Source organism: Acinetobacter calcoaceticus, assembly GCF_016508255.1.
GTDB classification, from domain to species: Bacteria; Pseudomonadota; Gammaproteobacteria; order Pseudomonadales; family Moraxellaceae; genus Acinetobacter; species Acinetobacter calcoaceticus_E.
In genome coordinates this window covers 304,104-323,848 of record NZ_JADVKT010000003.1, presented here as the reverse complement: position 1 = coordinate 323,848, position 19,745 = coordinate 304,104, and the positions used below count along the sequence as shown (strand labels likewise).

General features: G+C 40.1%; 17 protein-coding genes. 10 read left to right on the top strand and 7 right to left on the bottom strand.

Features of this window, described 5'->3' with window-relative positions; genetic code table 11:
* Positions 1–24: 24 nt before the first annotated feature.
* From I5515_RS09155 to cysM, 4 genes are read right to left on the bottom strand one after another with little or no spacing between them, the layout of a single operon-like run.
* Complete coding sequence (locus I5515_RS09155) at positions 25–2,331, bottom strand: RelA/SpoT family protein (protein WP_199966005.1); 2,307 nt, start codon at positions 2,329–2,331, stop codon at positions 25–27.
* 30 nt (positions 2,332–2,361) lie between these two features.
* Positions 2,362–3,753, bottom strand: a complete 1,392-nt coding sequence (gene rlmD / locus I5515_RS09150; RefSeq protein ID WP_199966003.1) for a 23S rRNA (uracil(1939)-C(5))-methyltransferase RlmD — start codon at positions 3,751–3,753, stop codon at positions 2,362–2,364.
* A gap of 9 nt (positions 3,754–3,762) precedes the next feature.
* Positions 3,763–4,581 carry a 3'-5' exonuclease gene (locus tag I5515_RS09145; RefSeq protein ID WP_199966001.1) on the bottom strand — a complete coding sequence of 273 codons (819 nt, stop codon included), beginning with the start codon at positions 4,579–4,581 and terminating at the stop codon, positions 3,763–3,765.
* A 12-nt stretch (positions 4,582–4,593) separates the two neighbouring features.
* Positions 4,594–5,526, bottom strand: a complete 933-nt coding sequence (cysM, locus tag I5515_RS09140) for a cysteine synthase CysM (protein WP_199965999.1) — start codon at positions 5,524–5,526, stop codon at positions 4,594–4,596.
* Between the two features lie 172 nt (positions 5,527–5,698).
* Here cysM and I5515_RS09135 point away from each other — a divergent pair, with 172 nt between their 5' ends.
* The 6 genes from I5515_RS09135 to I5515_RS09110 all read left to right on the top strand — a co-directional run bounded on the left by I5515_RS09135 (position 5,699) and on the right by I5515_RS09110 (position 12,621).
* Positions 5,699–8,506 carry an ATP-binding protein gene (locus tag I5515_RS09135; RefSeq protein ID WP_199965997.1) on the top strand — a complete coding sequence of 936 codons (2,808 nt, stop codon included), beginning with the start codon at positions 5,699–5,701 and terminating at the stop codon, positions 8,504–8,506.
* Between the two features lie 94 nt (positions 8,507–8,600).
* Positions 8,601–9,389, top strand: a complete 789-nt coding sequence (locus tag I5515_RS09130) for a crotonase/enoyl-CoA hydratase family protein (protein ID WP_199965995.1) — start codon at positions 8,601–8,603, stop codon at positions 9,387–9,389.
* Between the two features lie 11 nt (positions 9,390–9,400).
* A complete protein-coding gene (locus I5515_RS09125) occupies positions 9,401–10,270 on the top strand; it encodes an NAD(P)-dependent oxidoreductase (protein ID WP_199965993.1) in 870 nt (289 codons plus the stop codon).
* Between the two features lie 13 nt (positions 10,271–10,283).
* Positions 10,284–11,078 carry a hydroxypyruvate isomerase family protein gene (locus tag I5515_RS09120; RefSeq protein ID WP_199965991.1) on the top strand — a complete coding sequence of 265 codons (795 nt, stop codon included), beginning with the start codon at positions 10,284–10,286 and terminating at the stop codon, positions 11,076–11,078.
* A gap of 81 nt (positions 11,079–11,159) precedes the next feature.
* Positions 11,160–11,561: a ribosome silencing factor gene (gene rsfS / locus I5515_RS09115; protein ID WP_034678192.1), complete on the top strand. Its 402-nt coding sequence runs from the start codon at positions 11,160–11,162 to the stop codon at positions 11,559–11,561.
* 238 nt (positions 11,562–11,799) lie between these two features.
* Positions 11,800–12,621, top strand: a complete 822-nt coding sequence (locus I5515_RS09110; protein ID WP_199965989.1) for an SDR family NAD(P)-dependent oxidoreductase — start codon at positions 11,800–11,802, stop codon at positions 12,619–12,621.
* Between the two features lie 62 nt (positions 12,622–12,683).
* On the opposite strand, the gene I5515_RS09105 is transcribed toward I5515_RS09110, so the two are convergent.
* Genes I5515_RS09105 through I5515_RS09095 form a run of 3 tightly spaced genes read right to left on the bottom strand, consistent with a single transcriptional unit; the run spans position 12,684 to position 15,604 of the window.
* A complete protein-coding gene (locus I5515_RS09105) occupies positions 12,684–14,138 on the bottom strand; it encodes an NAD(P)(+) transhydrogenase (Re/Si-specific) subunit beta (protein ID WP_199965986.1) in 1,455 nt (484 codons plus the stop codon).
* Between the two features lie 12 nt (positions 14,139–14,150).
* Positions 14,151–14,465: a proton-translocating transhydrogenase family protein gene (locus I5515_RS09100; protein WP_003654992.1), complete on the bottom strand. Its 315-nt coding sequence runs from the start codon at positions 14,463–14,465 to the stop codon at positions 14,151–14,153.
* 11 nt (positions 14,466–14,476) lie between these two features.
* Positions 14,477–15,604, bottom strand: coding sequence for a Re/Si-specific NAD(P)(+) transhydrogenase subunit alpha (locus tag I5515_RS09095; RefSeq protein ID WP_199965984.1), 1,128 nt, complete (start codon positions 15,602–15,604; stop codon positions 14,477–14,479).
* 238 nt (positions 15,605–15,842) lie between these two features.
* Between I5515_RS09095 and I5515_RS09090 the strand changes: the two genes are divergently transcribed.
* The 4 genes from I5515_RS09090 (at position 15,843) to dusA (ending at position 19,599) form a co-directional block, all read left to right on the top strand.
* A complete protein-coding gene (locus tag I5515_RS09090) occupies positions 15,843–16,769 on the top strand; it encodes a DMT family transporter (RefSeq protein ID WP_199965982.1) in 927 nt (308 codons plus the stop codon).
* A 67-nt stretch (positions 16,770–16,836) separates the two neighbouring features.
* The gene (locus I5515_RS09085; protein WP_199965980.1) at positions 16,837–17,244 is read left to right on the top strand and encodes a RidA family protein; all 408 of its coding nucleotides are present in this window, start codon (positions 16,837–16,839) and stop codon (positions 17,242–17,244) included.
* A gap of 18 nt (positions 17,245–17,262) precedes the next feature.
* Positions 17,263–18,453 (top strand): MFS transporter, encoded by a 1,191-nt coding sequence (locus I5515_RS09080; RefSeq protein ID WP_199965978.1) that lies wholly within the window; start codon positions 17,263–17,265, stop codon positions 18,451–18,453.
* A gap of 141 nt (positions 18,454–18,594) precedes the next feature.
* Positions 18,595–19,599 (top strand): tRNA dihydrouridine(20/20a) synthase DusA, encoded by a 1,005-nt coding sequence (gene dusA / locus I5515_RS09075; RefSeq protein ID WP_199965976.1) that lies wholly within the window; start codon positions 18,595–18,597, stop codon positions 19,597–19,599.
* Positions 19,600–19,745 lie beyond the last annotated feature (146 nt).

The window sequence follows — 19,745 nt, the reverse complement described above, 5'->3', positions numbered from 1 at the left end:
TGACGGCCCTTTCACTCAATTTAGTTAGACACCTTGAATCATACGACGTGCGCTAATAATTCCAGGTTGCTGCTCTAAGCGAGCCAACAAACGAGAAAGCTGTGCCAAACCCTTAACCTCAATTAACAATTTCATATTGGCAATACCATCTGCCTCAGAAATTGTATTGACCTGACGAATATTGATTTGGTCAGAGAAAATCACTTGAGTTAAGTCTTTAAGCAGACCACGGCGATCATATGCTTCAACGACAATCTGAACGCTTTGACCACGTGTTGGCTGCATTTCCCAATCAGCTTCAACAGCACGCTCTGGCTCTTGCTTAATCATACGCTGATAATCTGAACAAATGACTTTGTGGATACTGACACCACGGTTCAAAGTAATATATCCAGCGATTGATTCACCATGCACGGGCTGACAGCACTGAGCAATGTGCAGCTCTACATTGTCTAAACCATCAATTAAAATTCCATGAGCCGATAACGTATGGCTAGCACGCGGATTTAATGCTGGTTTAAGCACTAGTTCAGGTTCATCCTGATCTAGATGCATTTGACGGTTCACCTGATTAATCAAGGCATGTAAGCTAATATCACCGCTTACCAGACTCACCAAAATGTCATCACCCGTTTTCACATTAAAATGTGATGAATAATCATTTAGGTCGATGCTTTTTGGGTGAATCGCTAGACGAGCTAACTCTTTATTGAGAAGTTCACGGCCTACTTCAAGATTTTTACTACGATCTTGCTGTCTAAACCAATGACGCAGCTTGTCACGGGCACGAGAGGTTTTAATATAACCTAAAGAATTCACCAACCAATCTCGGTTTGGATCACGATCTTTTTTAGTTAAAATCTCAACCTGCTCACCCGTTTTTAAAGTATAGGTTAATGGCACATAGCGCTGGTTAACTCGCGCTGCGTAACACTTATTCCCTACTTCCGTATGCACATGATAAGCAAAATCTAAAACTGTTGAGCCGCGTGGCAACTCCTTAATGTCACCATCACGACTGAAAACATAAATCTTCTCAAAGCCTTCAAAATCTTGTAGTTGATCAAAGCCTTCTGTTTCATCTTCGTTTTGATGTACCGTCGTTTCATTGCGTTCTTGGTAGTGCTCTAGAACCGCACGCAACGAATGCAAACGATGGTTAAAGGAATGGTCTGTATTCTTTGAACCTTCTTTATAGTTAAAGTGCGAACATACGCCTAATTCTGCTTCGTCATGCATCTCATGAGTACGAATTTGTACTTCAAGCGATTTATTTTCGGCAATTACAGCAGTATGCAAAGAGCGATAACCATTTGCTTTCGGGTTGGTAATATAGTCATCAAACTGATGTGGGATATGACGCCATATCTGATGAACAATACCCAAAGAGTGGTAACACTCAGGAACACTATTCACCAATACACGTAAGGCACGAATATCGTAGAGCTGATCAAAACTCAGGTTTTTGCTTTTCATTTTTCGATAAATCGAATAAATGTGTTTTGCTCGACCTGTGATTTCCGCCTCAATTCCGTAAGACGCCAACTCATTTTTTAAACGGTCAATAACGAACTGAATATAATGTTCACGCTCTAAACGTTTTTCATTCAGTAATGACGCAATTTCTTTATAACGATCTGGAGCTAAATAGCGAAAAGCTAAATCTTCAAGTTCCCATTTAAGCTGAGCAATACCAAGTCGATGTGCCAATGGCGAGTAAATAGTAAGAATTTCACGTGCTACGCGTTCTTGGCGTTCACGAGATGAATTTGCCAGCTCTCGTAAAGAATAGGTACGTTCAGCAAGCTTAATTAAAACAACACGAACATCTTCGGTGACCGAAATCAGCATTTTATAAATGCCACTTAAATGTTCTCGTTGATTATTATTAAAGTGGTCTTCTAACCGCTTATTTTTTTCAATGAGTTCAGATAGTTTACCCATTGCCAAAGCGCCTTTGACAAGGTTATATACCTGATCTCCAAATTTCTTTTTTACTTCTTCTATATCAGTAATGTCTTCACGCACACTACGATAGAGCATAGCTGCCGATAGAGTATCTTCATCTACATGGAGATGTGCCAAAATGTCGGCCATTCCAACGCCAGTAGCGAAAGTATTGGAGCGATGATTAACCGTTGAGTCTAACTCTTTTTGCAGGGTTTCATTCGCAACCTTTTCAAGCTGTTCAAGCTTCGCCCCATCTAATATTTCACGCACCCGATCCAACCATGAGGCTAAACCGATTTGCGTTTCGGCGGCATGCTCTACAGTCGTTTCCTCGGACAACTCAGTTAGTTGTTCAGGTAACTGTTCACGTACTGTGACCATACCATTCTCCTCAATATGTAACTCATGTTTTTAATCGTTTATCTCTTGAATTTTTTCAAATAGTGCAATGGATTCAACATGTTCTGTATGTGTAAACATGTCCATCACCGCTGCTTTTTTTAACTGGTAACCATGTTGGACCAAAACACCCGCATCCCTTGCTAGTGTAGCTGGATTACATGATACATAAACGATTCTTTTTGCTCCAAAATTTGATACATACTGCATAATTTCATATGCACCAGCACGAGGAGGATCTATCAATAATGCATCAAATCCTTGATTTGCCCAAGAATGATGCGAAAAATCTTTTGTTAAATCTTGTGAAAAGAAGGTTGCCTGCACCAAACCATTGCATTTTGCATTAGCTGTTGCCCGTTGCACCATTTCTTCACTCCCTTCCACACCAACAACCTGACCACTCTCACCAACACATCGTGCTAATGGGAGCGAGAAATTACCTAAACCACTAAATAGATCAAGTACTTTTTCACCTGATCGCAATTGAAGCAATTCACATGCCAATTGAACCATTTGTTCATTTACTGTGGCATTGACCTGCGTAAAATCCAATGGCGAAAAAGCAAAATTTACATTAAACCTCTCTAAAGCATAATGTAAACGCGAAGCACCTTTTTCATCATCAATACGATGAATACTTTCCGGGCCCTTAGGTTGCAAATACAACTGCCACCCCTTGTCTAACGCAAATTGCTTTAATTGGTTGACATCAGAATTGTTTATTTTTTCTACATGACGAACCAATAAAGAAATTTCATGATCACCTTTTGCTAATTCTACATGACCAATGTGTGCTTTGCCTTTTAGACTTTGGAGTAAAAGACGCAACTCAGGCAAACTATTTGATAGTTTTTCATCCAAAACACTACAACTATGGATAGAGATTAACCGGTTACTATGATGTTCACGAAAACCCATAATTAAGCGATCAGGCTTTGGCAAATAGCGCACACCTATTCGTGCTCGACGACGATAATCACTTTGTAAAGACCGAATCGGCTCTAGCCACTGTTCAGGTTGAATACCTGCAAAGTGCTGTAAATGTGACTGGAGCACACTTTGCTTTAAACGGATTTGTTCATCAGGATGGATATGCTGCATGCTACAACCACCACAGATACCATAATGAGGACAAATTGCTTCTACACGATGAGTTGAAGGTTCTCCTAACAACTGCACCATCTCGGCTTCTTCAAGACGTTTCGCTTGATGGGTAATCTGAGCCTTTACAGTTTCTCCGGGCAAGGCATAACGAATAAAAACTTTTTTGCCATGCTTATCTGCCGGATGATCAGGGTGAGAACCATAATGCGCAATTCCCCGCCCCTCATGAGAAAGTGTTTCAACTTGAAAAATATATTCAGGTTGTTGGGGCTTGCGAGATTTGGCGTGTTGTTTCAAAGGATGAACCTAAAAATCTGAAGGATTAAAATAGTGAGAAGTAAATTCAGTATGTTTCGAAGTACGTTCCCATACTTCAAGAAAATCAGACTGCTGTGGCATGGTCTGTAAATATTCAATACTTGAGCTAATCCAGTGGTTATGTTCATCTGCATTCAATTGGCCTTTTAGCACGAGCCAACGCAAATAAATAAACCATGTATTGAGTACATCTCCCTCACAATAGCTAGTCAATTTTGACCACTGCTGATTACGGACATATTCTGGTACATGATAACCCGATTCACCACGTTTACCCGGTAAACCTAAAATACAGGCAATATCATCAAGCTTTTGAAAATTACGACCATTAAACATTGCCATGACATCCATTAAATCAATGTGGCGATGGTGATAACGGTTTTGGTAATTATTAAAACGCTTCTGGCTATCGATCTCACCTTGATCAAATAAGCCCGGTGCAGAAAGCCCATGATACATCGCGCGAAATAGAATAACGGGTAAATCAAATTGCGAACCATTCCAACTCACTAAAGTCGGATGACGCTTATCAAAAATTGATAAGAACTTCTGCAAAATCTCAGCTTCAGAATATTGTTCCCGACTAAAAGAAAACAATCTAAAACCCGACTCATCAATCCAAAGGCCAGAAATACACACAATTTCATGTAAAGGTAAGCGCTGAAAATCCATGCCTGAGTCTTGACGGCGCAGTTTAGTCAATGCTTGCTCTACATCAGCCTCTGGTAAATCAAGATGATATAAATGCGCTCCCGCTTTTAAATCAGTTAAAGTTTCAATATCAAAAACTAAGGTTGGGAAACGCATTATTTCTCTCAATTATGAATTATCGTCCTGCACTGAAAACAGTCCTGTAGACAAGTAGCGGTCGCCACGGTCACAGATAATGCAAACAATAACAGCATCTGGATTTTCTTCTGCAATCTTGATGGAGGCCCATACTGCACCACCTGAAGATGTACCAGCACTGATGCCTTCCATACGTGCTAATTTACGCATCGTTTTTTCAGCATCAATTTGTGGAATATCAATAGTACGATCCACACGGCTACTATCAAAAATAGTCGGTAAATATTCTTTTGGCCAACGGCGAATACCAGCAATACTTGATCCATCTGCTGGTTGCAAACCAATAATCTGAATATCTGGGTTTTGTTCTTTTAAATATTTAGAAACACCCATAATGGTACCAGTTGTACCCATTGAGCTTACAAAATGGGTAATTTTCCCACCTGTTTGTTTCCAAATCTCAGGCCCAGTCGTTAAGTAATGAGCTTCAACATTATCAGGATTACCAAACTGATTTAAAACGTAACCCTTTCCTTCTTTTTCCATTTGCAAGGCTAAATCACGTGCACCTTCCATACCTTGCTGTGGCGTTACTTCAATTAGCTCTGCACCATAAGCCATCATCGCATCTTTACGCTCCTGACTCATATTGTTCGGCATAATAAGTTTCATTTTATAGCCACGCATTGCAGCAACCATTGCTAAAGCAATACCAGTATTCCCACTGGTTGCCTCAATCAAGGTGTCTCCGGGCTTAATTTGACCACGTTTTTCTGCCTGCATAATCATGTTATATGCAGGACGGTCTTTTACAGAACCTGCCGGATTATTACCTTCCAATTTTGCTAAAACTGTCGCTTGCGTATGAGAAGCTAATCGCTGCAAACGAACTAGAGGTGTCTTACCTACATAGTGATCTAACAAAAATTCGTCGGCTAAAAAATCAGGTTGTGTATTACTCATGATCAACACCTATATCGAGGTGGGCCTATTGTATGAAAAAATGCTCGGTACTGCACCCATTTCAATATGCTTTTTCATGAAAGCGATTAAAGCTCGGTCATTTATAAAATGCCGTCTGTTTTAAAATAAAGCGTGATAAGATGCCGAACAGAGAGATAAATCTGATGTAGCCATGTCTAATTTCAATAAAGCCTTATCGAAACGCTTACGTCTGAATCATGCATACGGGCAATTGATTGCTCTAATTTTTGTGCCGATTATGATTTTAACAGGAGTCGGTGCTTTTCTGGTTTTAACTGAAACGTCACATTCGGTAAAACAACAACAACTACATCATGCCTCAGCAATTTTAGCTCGCTACAATCAAATTGCGAAAGATTTGTACACACTGGTCGAACTACAGCCCGATCAATACGATCATGCCCAGCACATCATGCAAAGCATGTTTAGCGAAAAAAATGTAAAACGCGCGGTACTAATCGATAACAATGGACAGACTTATTTAAGTATTGGTTATCGTGACAATCGTTATTGGCCTAGCTTTCCAAATAGTAATAGTTTTTTTGGCCCTATTTCCCATAATAAAAATAACATTTATGGTCTTCGTATCATTAACAGCCCAGGAAAAGCGCCAGTCTGGTTAGTGATTGAAATGGATAACCAACCTCTCGAGCTGGCACGTTATCGTATTCTGATTGCTCTCGTCATTACTGGATTAATGACCTTACTGTTACTTTTACTTTGTTTGAATTTTTATTCTCGTCGCTGGATTGCACCGATGTATGAAATTCGGATGCAGTTACAACGTTTAAATGCCGATACTTTAGACCAACATCTCGTCATTAACAGTACTGGGGAGTTACGCTTACTACAGCGCGATATTGCAAATGTTGTTAAGCGATTGCACTTTAGCTTTTTAGAGCTAAAAGAACACACTGAACAAACAGAAGAAGACTTACGCAGAACACTCGACACCTTAGAAGTCCAGAACATTACCTATCGTCAAGCACGTGACCAAGCGATTTCATCAAACCAAGCAAAGTCAGTTTTCCTTGCCAATATTAGTCATGAGCTTCGAACACCTCTAAACAGTATTGATGGCTTCATTCATTTATTACTCCGTCAACAAAATTTAAGTAATGAACAAAATCTTTATTTACAAACCATTCGCAAGTCATCTGCCCATTTATTAGCATTAATTAACGATGTATTAGATTTCTCAAAAATTGATGCAGGTAAATTAGAACTTGAAACAGCACCTTTTGATTTAGAAGAAGCCATTTTTGATGTCATGGATATGCTATCTCCTTTGGCCGCTCAAAAACATATTGCCATGGCTTTTTACTATGCGGACAATATTCCACAACAAGTGATTGGCGATGCCTTACGCTTCAAGCAAATTTTGACCAACTTAATTTCTAATGCAATCAAGTTCACTCCAGATGGTGAAATTATTGTTCGTGTGCGTATGGAACATGATGATATTGGGCAATGTCTACTTCATTTTAGTGTTCAAGATAGTGGTATTGGTTTAAGTGGCACAGACCGTAAAAAATTATTTGAATCATTCTCACAAGGCGATGCATCAGTTACACGTCAATTTGGCGGTACTGGTTTAGGTCTTGCTATTTCTAAACAGCTTGTTCATCTCATGCATGGTCAAATTGGTTTTGAAGATAACCAAGAACGTGCACCAACAGAAAAAGGCTCAACCTTCTGGTTTACCGCACAATTTGTAGTAGATGAAGATTACGAAATCGAACACCCACACTTTGAGCATTTACAAGTCGTGTCTTATCTTGCTCATCCAGCTACAGCAAGTGTTTTACGTTATTATCTTGAAAATTATCAAGTTCCTCATATCGAAACACAATCGATTCTGGACTTGTTTAGCCGTTTAAAACATCTTGATCAGAAAGATAATACATGGCTTATCGTTGATCATAGCGGTGACACGGAAGCGTTATTAAAAGAAATCCGTAGCCGTTATCAAGGCAATTTAGCAGTCTATGGCTATCAAATGACGCTTGAGCCAAACATGCTCAGTGAATACCGTGCTCGCCCTCTCTATCAACCATTAAGTCGAAGTGGACTCATTCAATTATTAAATGATCAACCTATTTTTGAAGAAGAACAACAAGACTTCAATGGTCAAGGGCTGCACATTCTGGCAGTGGATGACCATTTGCCTAACTTAATTGTTTTAGAAGCCTTGTTAGGCGAACTAAACGTTAAAACAACTAAAGCAATCAGTGGACAAGACGCACTTAACCTCATTCAAGAGCGAATTGATCAAAAACTTAAACCATTTGATTTAGTGTTCATGGATATTCAAATGCCTGTCATGTCAGGCATTGATACAACTCGTGCTATTCGTTCTTTAGAGTCAACTTTAGACGGTGAAATGCAGCTACCAATTATTGCACTAACCGCCCATGCGCTTGCTGATGAAAAACAAAAACTCCTTAAAGTAGGCATGAATGACTATGTCACCAAGCCAATTCAAATGGAGCAAATCATCCAGATCTTAACGCAATGGACCAAAAATAACTTTACAGCAAAAGCCTTAGATAAAGATCACCATGTCGTTGCAGAAGCTTTAGATCCACAAATTTTAAACTGGCAACAAAGTTTGCAGCTCGCAGCAAATAAAGAAGACTTGGCACAAGATCTACTTAAAATGTTAGTTGATAGTTTTCCAACTGAGCTAGACGAAATGCAGCAGCTCATTGAGCTTGAAGACTTCCCTCAACTTGAGCATGTTTTACATCGTCTGTATGGTGCCACTCGCTATGTAGGCGCCCCGAAACTACAGCAAGTGACTGGTGACTTTGAGCAATTTATTTCAATGCTACGTAAAGAACGCCGTATAGCAGATGAAGGCTTCATTGAAGAGGTTATGCAGCGCTTTGATGAATTAGGTCTTGTCGTTAAAGAGGTTGAAAGTGCTGCTCACCAGATCTTGGTAATACCTGACTAACATATCTATTAAATAGGTATGACTGAGCTGTCATGTTTCCAAATTACAGCCATGTTATGCTCCGTTCATCTATAAAAAAAGAAGCGGGAATCTCATGGCACTCTTACGTATTGAAAAAAATAATGGCATTGCAACGGTATATTTAAACCGTCCAGACAAACGCAATGCGATGAGTTTTGCCTTATTAAAAGAGTTAGTTTTAACTGCAAAAGCAATTAAAAAAGATAGAGATATTCGCTGTGTTATTTTGGCAGGTGAAGGAAATGTGTTTAGTGCTGGCATTGATTTATCTGACCTCAACAATCCCAAAAACTCTGCTTTTGCAATTTGGGAACTTGTAAAACCTGGACAAAGCCTTTTTCAAAAAGCATTTCTGACTTGGCAGAATTTACCTGTACCTGTTATTGCAGCATTAGAAGGATATTGTTTCGGCGCTGGTATGCAACTTGCCTTGGCTGCTGACATCCGAATTTCTCACCCAGAAACAAAAATGTCGATTATGGAAAGCCGTTGGGGTCTAGTCCCTGATATGGGACTTACTCGCTCATTAAAAGGTTTAATTAGCTTTGATCTTGCAAAAGAACTCACCTTAACTGCCCGTGTTTTTGATGGGAATTATGCAAAAGAAATTGGTCTTGTGACCCATTTAAGTGACTCTCCTCTAGAGAGAGCACGTGAGATTGCAGCTGAAATGTTGCAACGTTCACCTGATGCCCTCACTGCAGCAAAACGTGTACTTGACGCCATGGAACACCAACCAGAAAAATCGTTACGTCTAGAAAAAATCTGGCAACTTAAATTATTACTTGGCAAAAATAGCAAACTTGCTCGTAAAAAAGACAAACATCCTGAAATTAATTTTTTACCACGCCAATATAAATAAGAGCTTAGATTATGAATTTTGATCGCAACACTCCTATTGCTTTTTTAGGTATAGGGCTGATGGGAAGTCGGATGGCAACCCGCCTTATTCAAGCTGGCTTTCAAGTTGCCGTTTGGAATCGAACCTTCTCTGCCTGTGAAGAACTTATTGATATCGGGGCACAAGCTTTAGAACTTTCAAATGTTGGTGAATATCCAGTTATTTTAATCTGTCTGGCAGATGACAAAGCAGTAGAAGCGGTATTTGAAAAAATTCAGCCTAACTTAAAAGCGAATCAGGTTATTGTTGATTTCTCAAGCTTATCTGTTGCTATAACAAAAACGCTTGCTCAAGAAGCGGCTACACACCATGTGACATGGATTGATTCACCTGTATCAGGCGGAACTGCTGGTGCAGAACAAGGCACACTTGTCATTTTTGCAGGCGGTGATAGTCAAACTATTACCAACCTCACTCCTATTTATAATGTTCTATCCCAGCGTGTGACTCGAATGGGGGGCACAGGTACTGGCCAAGCCACCAAAATTTGTAATCAACTTATTGTTGCAGCCAATAGCGCTCTGATTGCAGAGGCTGTCGCACTTGCAGACCGAACTGGTGTAGACACGACTTTACTGGCTCCTGCTTTAGCTGGTGGATTTGCTGACTCCAAACCTTTTCAAATTCTTACCCCACGCATGGCAACTCACACATTTGAACCAGTTCAGTGGAAAGTTCAAACATTATCTAAGGATCTTAACAACGCAGTAACATTGGCTAACAATGTTAATTTAGATATCCCCGTTGCACAAAAAGCTCTATTACAGCTACAAACTCACCAAAAAAATGGCTTTGCTGAGAAAGATTTAGCTACTATGATTCAATTAATAGAGCAAAAATAAACGGAGTTTGAGTATGAGTCGTCTTGCAGTCAATTTATCCATGATTTTTACCGAAGTTCCTTTAATTGAACGCTTTGCTCTAGCCCATGCACAGGGCTTCGAATATGTAGAAATTCAATTTCCTTATGAATTGGCTATTTCAGATATTCAAACTCAACTCGAACGCTACAACCTTGGTCTCTGCCTAATCAATGTGCCCGCGGGTGATCTGATGCAAGGTGGAAATGGTTTAGCAGGCATCCCCGGTCAAGAAACAGCTTTCCGTGAAGCCTTAGAATTAGCGATTAGCTACGCTACTGCTTTAAAAGTTCCTCGCATTAATATTTTGGCAGGTAAACAACCTCTTGATGCTGACTTACTACCTTGCTTAAAAACATTAGCAGCTAATTTAAAACTTGCCAGCAACTTACTCGATGAACACGGCATAGAACCCGTTTTTGAAATGATTAACGGTACAGATATGCCACGCTTTTTAGTACAGAATATTGCGCAGGCACAAGAAATGCTAGAAGCAGTTAATCACCCATCTCTAAAAATGCAATATGACTGCTACCACATGGCGATGATGGGCGAAGATGTGCTTGAGGGTTTACAAGAGAATATTAACTCAATTGGTCATATTCAATTTGCAGACTGTCCGGGTCGCCATGAACCAGATACAGCTCAAATTCCATATGAGCAAATTTTTTCTTGGTTAAAGCAAAGTTCTTATCAGAACTACATTGCAGCGGAATATAAACCAGAGAATGGCTCAAATCAGTCATTTACGTGGAAGAAAAAATACTTTTCAGATGATGTAAATATATAAACTGTTACGACTTCTGTTTGAAATTTAGCGCAAAAACCACTATATTAGATAGTGAGTAATTGTCAGGAAAATATACCCTATATGAATTTAGAACCATCGCCCAGCGTGTCTAATTCTCACGATTTCGCAATGAATGCCTCAAATAAAGACGTACAAACTTGTCTCAAAGTCGTCCACGACGCTTTAGTTGATGTAAAAGCAAAAGATATTCTCCAGTTAGATGTTAGCTCAATTAGCAACGTCGCTGATGCTATTGTAATTGCGAGTGGTACTTCTACTCGCCATGTCAAAGCACTTGCAGACAATGTTGCAGAAGAAGCTCGAAAAGCCGGTTTCCGCCCGATTGGTGTTGAAGGTGAACGAGATGCAGAATGGATCTTGATTGATCTCGGCTTTGTTGTAGTACACGTGATGCTACCAACTGCCCGCAAATTCTATGATTTAGAAAGCTTATGGCGCACTGCTCCAGAGTCAGTGGCATAAAATTTTGCTTTTTAAAAAAGCGGCTCTTTTGAGCCGCTTTTTTATTTGTATACAAATAGAGAAATATTCCGATTAGCTTTACTCTTTAAAGCAACAGAACTCCAAACCTTCCCAAAACCTGATATCTAAAACCAGTCATCACCCTTTTCCAAATTTGACATGACAAATTGTCAGATTTGAAGCACTATACATATTCTTGAAGTCCCCACCAATAAATAGCATAACCGGAGTACAGAAAGTGAAGATATTAATTACGGGTGCCAACACAGGGATTGGTTTCGCCACAGCAGAACAACTCGTTAAACAAGGGCAACATGTTATTTTAGCGTGCCGAAATCCAGCAAAAGCGCAAGATGCGCAAAACAAATTACTTTCGCTTAATCAAGGACAAGTCGATTTAGTTTCTCTCGATCTAAACAGCCTTGAGTTAACCCGAAAAGCAGCCAATGAAATTGCAGATCGATACGGTAGTCTTGATGTACTCATTAATAATGCTGGGTTATTTGCTAAAACGAAACAACTGACTACTGAGGGTTTTGAGCAACAATTCGGGGTTAATTATTTAGGTCATTTTTTATTAACTCAAAAACTCCTTCCAGTTTTAAAACAATCCCCCAAAGCACGCATTATTCATCTAGCATCTATTGCACACTGGGTTGGCTCAATTAAACCCAATAAATTTCGTGCAGAAGGTTTTTACAATCCCCTGTTCTATTATGGGCAATCGAAGCTTGCAAATTTATTGTTTAGCAATGCGTTAGCAGAACAACTAGCAGATAGCACAATTACCAATAATGCATTACATCCGGGTGGAGTTGCTTCCGATATTTATCGTGACTTACCAAAACCTGTTTATGCCGCCATGAAATTAGGCTTAGTACCCACTTCCGTTCCAGCAAACCTTATTACAGAAATGGCAATCGGAGATGCATGGCAGAACCGTAATGGTGAATATGTCAGTGCCCACATGCCAAACTGGAAATCTGCGCACGCCAAGAATCAACAACTGGCACGCAATCTTTATCAGCAATCCATGGATCTGGTTGAAAAGTTTCTTTAAGAATATGCCTCCAATAAAAAAGCCACCCGAAGGTGGCTTTTACAATCCTGATTAAGGTCAGATTAGTGACCACCACCATTGATTGCTTTCGTCATATCTTCAACAACTTTCTTAGCATCACCAAAGATCATCATTGTTTTTTCGTTATAGAACAAGTCATTGTCTAGACCTGCATAACCTGTTGCCATAGAACGCTTAATCACCATGATTGTACGTGCTTTATGTGCTTCAAGAATCGGCATACCATAAATCGGTGAAGTTGGATCATCTTTTGCAGCAGGGTTAACTACATCGTTTGCACCAATTACAAGTACAACATCTGTTGCAGGGAAGTCTGAGTTAATCTCATCCATTTCCAAAATGTCTTCATATGCTACGTCCGCTTCAGCAAGTAATACGTTCATATGACCAGGCATACGACCAGCAACTGGATGGATTGCAAAACGAACGCGAACACCTTGCTCTTTTAGAATCTCACACAATTCTTTTACAGCATTTTGTGCACGACCTTGTGCCATACCATAACCTGGTACAATCACAACGCTGTCGGCATTTGACATCAAGAAGCCAGCATCATCGGCAGAACCTGAACGATGGTTACGCTGAACTTGATCACCTTTGGCTGCTGTAGCAACTGCTGCACCACCCATTGCACCACCAAACAATACGTTGATGATCGAACGGTTCATTGCTTTACACATGATGTACGACAGAATCGCACCAGATGAACCTACAAGCGAACCTGCAACGATCAACATGTTGTTTTCAAGAGTAAAACCAATTCCTGCTGCTGCCCAACCAGAGAATGAGTTAAGAAGCGATACCACTACAGGCATATCACCACCACCTACTGGTGCAATCCATACCCAGCCAAATGCAAGTGCAAGTGCTGTCATTGCCCAGAATGCAGTCATGTTGCCAGTCGTGAAGAAGTAAAAACCACAAGCCAACATCGCAATAAAGATAAGCGCTTGAACAGGTTTAACCCATGCACCAGAAATTGTTTTCGCCCATTTTTTTGCAGCTAATTTACCGTACGCAAATACAGATGCAGTAAAGGTAATCGCACCTACGAAACAACCAACGAACAATTCAAATAAGTGAACACTACTCATGTGCACATGTTGTACACCAGCAGCTGTTAAAGCAGCTTCATTTTGAGCAAACAATTCAGCAAGTTGGTTGTTATGCAAAATTGCAGCAATTGCAATTAAAACAGCAGCCAAACCAACCAAAGAGTGCATGAGTGCAACTGTTTCTGGCATTTGAGTCATTGGTACAGTGCGTGCACGAGCAATACCTACAATTGCACCTAACACCATTGCTCCAACAATCATCCAGATCACTGGGTTGTTTGCAACAAAGAAGGTCGTTACAACCGCAATCGCCATCGCGATCATACCGTAACGGTTACCCTGAATTGCTGTTTTAGGACCAGACAAGCCACGAAGCGTCAAGATAAAGAGAATTGCGCCAACAAGGTACAACCAGTTTGCATTTGCTTGAATAAATTCCATGTCAAAGCCCTCTTATTTCTTTTGCTTAGGCTTGAACATTTCCAGCATGCGTGCAGTTACTGCAAAGCCACCGAAAATATTAATGCTTGCCAAAAATACTGCAATCGCACCAAGTACGCTCACCACATTCACACTTTGAAATGCAACGTTAGCATCTACGCCCAAAATAGGTAGACCCACAGTTTGCAACATCGCACCCACTACAATAATAGATGACAACGCATTCGTTACCGCCATAAGTGGCGTATGTAAAGCTGGTGTAACACCCCAAACTACGTAATAACCTACGAAGATGGCAAGGACGAAAATTGTAATAGTTTCAACCATGAAAAATCTCCTTAACCACGCTTAAGCAGTACTTGACCGCCATGAGTGACCAATAGGGCTTTTTGGATTTCGTCTTCTTGATTAATCGCAAAGTTTTTCTCTTTGTCGAATAAAGTCTCTACGAAATTAAAAACGTTACGTGCATATAATGCAGAAGCTTCTGTCGCTACAGTTGCTGGAATATTTGGAACACCCAAAATTTTCACGCCATTTTCTGTAAAAACAGTCTCACCCACTTTAGAGCCCTCAACGTTACCGCCAGTTTCAACAGCCATATCTAAAATGACAGAACCCGGTTTCATCTTGGCAACAGTTTCAGCCTTAATTAAACGTGGCGCATCACGACCTGGTAGCAACGCAGTCGTAATCACGATGTCAGCGTTAGAAACAGCCTTATCAACAATCGCAGCTTGGTCTTTGATGTATTGCTCACCCGGCATCCATCCATAACCATTTTTAGCGGCATCTGCTGCGCGTTGTTTTTCCTCTTCAGACATTGGTACGTCTAGCCACTTACCGCCTAAGGATTCAACCTGATCTCTTGCTGTAGGACGTAAATCAGTTGCTTCAACAATTGCACCTAAACGTTTTGCCGTTGCAATTGCCTGAAGACCTGCAACGCCCACGCCCATAATAACAACACGAGCAGGTTTTACAGTACCAGCAGCAGTCATAAGCATTGGGAACATACGTTGATATTCAGCAGCAGCAAGCAAAACTGATTTATAACCAGAAAGGTTTGCCTGAGAAGACAATACGTCCATGTTCTGCGCACGAGAAAGCGTACGAGGAAGCAATTCCAATGCAAAAGCAGAAACTTGCTGATTCGCAAACTGATCTAGCTCGGTATTACGATAAGGATCAAACATTGCTACAACAGCAGTATTTGCTGCAAGTTTTTGAATTTCCCCGCCTTGTGGCGCACGAACTTTCAAAATAATTTGACTACCCGTATAGGCATCATCCGTAATGGTTGCACCGACCTGTTCATAAGCACTGTCAATGTACGCAGCCTTTACACCGGCACCACGTTCAATCACAACGCTATGACCAGCGCTAATCAACTTCTTTACTGTCTCTGGCGTAGCAGCTACACGATTTTCACCGACGACAGTTTCGGTTGGGATTCCGATCTGCATGAGCGTTCCTCAAGCTAATTTCTCATTGTCAAAAACATTGCAAGCTGCAATGTTTCCCCCATGTGTATTCTTTGTACAGAATTTGGATTCTAATTGAACTTTTTTAAAATACCACCCAATATTTATTTAATAAATACCCATATTTTGAACTGATGATTCACGATATTTGATTTGAGGTGTAATATAGGAAGCTTTTTATTTTTTTACAGACAATAGTCTCTCTTATACAGTCTTGTATATGAAAATTTCTTTATCTTCGTTTCAAATCGGGTCTTTTTTTGCTCTTTGCTCTGCTTTTCTATTCAGTACAAAAGCTATATTTATTAAACAGACTTATGCCCTCTCTCCATTAGTAGACGGTACCGTCCTGATGGCTTTACGCATGTTAAGCGCTTTACCGTTCTTTCTCTTAATTTGCTGGTTTAACAGGCATCATAATCAGGGCATAAAAAAGAAGGATTGGCTAATTTTAATTTTTGCCGGTCTCTTAGGCTACTACTTTGCTAGCTGGCTCGATTTTATGGGTCTTATGTTTATTAGTGCCTCACTTGAACGAATTATTCTATTTCTATATCCCACACTCACCGTCATAGCATCGAGTCTGCTCTACAAACAAAAATTAGATGCAAAAAGTTTGTTCGCCATTTTCCTTAGTTATGGTGGAACTGTATTGGTTATGCTGCAAGAGCACAACAACGCACCAATTCAGGGCAACTTCTGGTTGGGTACAAGTTTCGTGTTTGCAAGTGCCGTGGCTTTTGCAGGATATTTATTACTAACTCCTCCACTCATAAAAAAATTTGGTTCTTGGAATTTCACAGGTTTAGCTTTAACAGTCGCTTGTATTTGTACTTTGACGCACTACACGTTAAGCACTCCCCACCCAATTCAACTCTTCTTGCAATTACCCTCTAATGTAATTTGGTATGGCGTCAGTTTAGGTCTTTTTGTCACTGTTTTACCCACCATCATGCTCATACAAAGTATTGAACGACTGGGTGCTTCACAATCTGCCATGATTGCCTCAATTGGACCTGTTTTAACCATTTTGCTTGCAGTTAGTTTTCTAAATGAACATCTCAATATGTGGCAATGGTTCGGCTGTATTTTAAATATTATTGGGGTGATGATGATTACACTCAGAAAGAAAAGACTAAAACATTAAATTCTCTTGACCTCAACTTAAGTTGAGGTTGGATACTCATCTAAATTTTACTGAACGGTTGAGTTCCATGAATAAACAAACTTTTAAAATTATAAATCCATCAACTTTATATGACCCTACCCCAAATGCTTATAGTCATGTGGCTGTAGTAGAAAATTTTAAAAAGATTATTCATATTGCAGGTCAAGGAGGCGAAAACTCAAAAGGTGAATTAAGCCCAAATTTTGAAGAACAAGTTATCCAAGTCATTAATAACATTCAACATGCCTTGAAAGCAGCAGACGCAAAAATCACAGATATAGCTGTTTTAAGAGTTTTAGTTGTTGACCACTCGGATGAAAAACATCACATTTTGATTAAAATTATGCAAAATTTATGGAAAAATCATCCTTTTCCAGCCTGTACACTCATTCCTGTACCACGCCTTGCATTAGAGCACATGCTCATTGAAGTCGAAGCAACCGCATACACCTAATAAAATCGAGAGAACATCATGTCTACCCCTGAAGATATCAGTCAAAATAAACCTTTGCTTTGGTTGATGGCAGCAGCATGTGGTTTATGTGCAGGTGTAAATTATTATTGCCAGCCCCTTATTCACTCGATTCAACAAGACTTTGCCGTGACTCAAGGCCAAGCCGCCTTAACAGTGACATTTGCTCAGGTATCTTACGCCCTCGGCCTACTCTTTATTGTTCCAATGGGCGATATCGTCAATAAAGCCAAGGCTATTCCGTTTTTGATGGTACTTTGTGCAGTTGGCCTATTTATTTCTGCTTTTGCTGTTAACTTGCCTATGCTCTGGATCGGTACAATTTTAGCGGGCTTGTTTTCGGTTGCAGCTCAAGTGCTGATTCCACTTGCCACAATGACTGTAAAACCTGAAAAAACTGGCGAGATCATTGGTTTTTTAATGAGTGGCTTATTGGTCGGGATTTTACTCTCCACCAGTCTGGCTGGTTTATTCTCTAACTTATTCCACTGGAAAGTGGTTTATATCGTAAGCGGCATATTAATGCTTCTATTGGCATATACCTTAAAAAGTCGCTTGCCATATGTCTTACGTATGAAAATGAACTATGGACAGATCTTTAGTTCCATGGCTCAGCTTCTCAAAGAGGAAAAGCGTTTATTATTAAGAGCGCTTACAGGTGGCTTTGCATTTGCATCAGTCAGTATTCTGTATTCCACCATCGCATTACTTTTAACCTCAGCACATCATTTACCTGATCTCTTTATTGGACTAGTGCCTTTAGTCGGTATCTTTGGTGCCTTATCAACACGCTACATTGGTAAATATGCAGATCAAGGACATACTGGGTTACTCACATGGATGGGTTGCGGACTATTCTTATTGAGCTGGCTCTGCTTCTATTATGGACAGACTTTGCTTTCAAGTTATATTGCTGGTTTTGCTCTAATTCAGCTAGCACTCGCACTTGTACACACCAGCAACCAGAGCATTATTTTCCGTTTACGTCCAGATGCAAAATCTCGTATTAATGCCATTTATATGACCACATACTTTATTGGTGGTGCAGGTGGTTCGGCATTAGGAATTTTTGCGTGGAACCATGGCGGATGGCCCATGACTTGCCTTGCAGGTATCGGGTTAGTTGTTCTTTGTATTTTATTTGGCATGTTCGATACGATCTTACAAAAAAAGAAAATGGTTTCTCAATAAGGTAACTTGTTATAAATCATTCCCCTATATTCACCACAAGGGTGGTTAGAAATTACTCGGTTAAATGCCCCTGTCGATTCAAGCATAAACCCCGTATAATGCTGCCCTTTCATTAATTTAGCGACTTTTGGGCTATTGGTTATGCAATCACTTCAATCGTTACAACCTCGTATTTCTGTCGCACCTATGATGGACTGGACTACAAAGGATTATCGATTCTTTGCACGCTTGTTTAACCCAAATGTTGTGCTATATACCGAAATGGTCACCACAGGCGCGATTCTTTTTGGCGATGCAAAACGTCATTTGGACTATAGCGCTCAAGAGCACCCTATCGTATTACAGTTGGGCGGTTCAAATCCGCGAGAGCTTGCGACCTGTACAAAAATGGCTGAAGACTGGGGTTACGATGAAGTTAACCTCAATGTAGGCTGCCCAAGTGACCGTGTACAGAACAATAAAATTGGTGCTTGCCTAATGGCAGAGCCAGATTTGGTTGCTGAATGCATTCATACCATGCAAAAAGCGGTAAATATTCCTGTAACGGTAAAACACCGTATCGGGATTGATGACATGCACTCTTATGAAGAGATGCTTCATTTCGTAGACACTGTTGCTGCAACAGGTTGCACTCATTTTGTAGTGCATGCTCGTATTGCTATTTTGAAAGGCCTATCACCAAAAGAAAACCGTGAAGTTCCACCTTTACGCTATGAAGATGTCTATCGTTTAAAGCAAGACCGTCCGCATCTCACCATTGAAATTAACGGCGGGATTAAGACCTTTGCTGAGACTCAAACACATTTACAGCACGTTGATGGCGTCATGATTGGCCGTGAAGCCTACCATAACCCGTACTTACTCGCGGAATTAGGGCAGCTTTGGAATTTAGAGTCTCCAAATCGATTCGATATTATGGAACAAATGCTACCTTATATTGAACAACGTATGGCTGAAGGAGCTCCGTTATCAATCATTACACGTCATATTTTAGGTTTATTCCAAAATTTACCAGGTGCGCGTAAATGGCGTCAGGCGCTAAGCGGCGGAAATGCAAAGACTTTAGCTGATGTAGAACAGGCTATTAGCAACATGCAAGCAGCTTTAATTCGTACTGAAGAATATTTACAAGAGCATCAAGCTTAAACGTGTGATGTCTTCTTAAATTGTAAGAAAATGTGGCATTTTAAATCAGAGACTTAGATTTTGAGTATATTCGCAATTACTGAATTAAAATATTCAAATTTAAGATCTGATTAATTATTTTTAAATAGTAATATCAAAAACTTAAG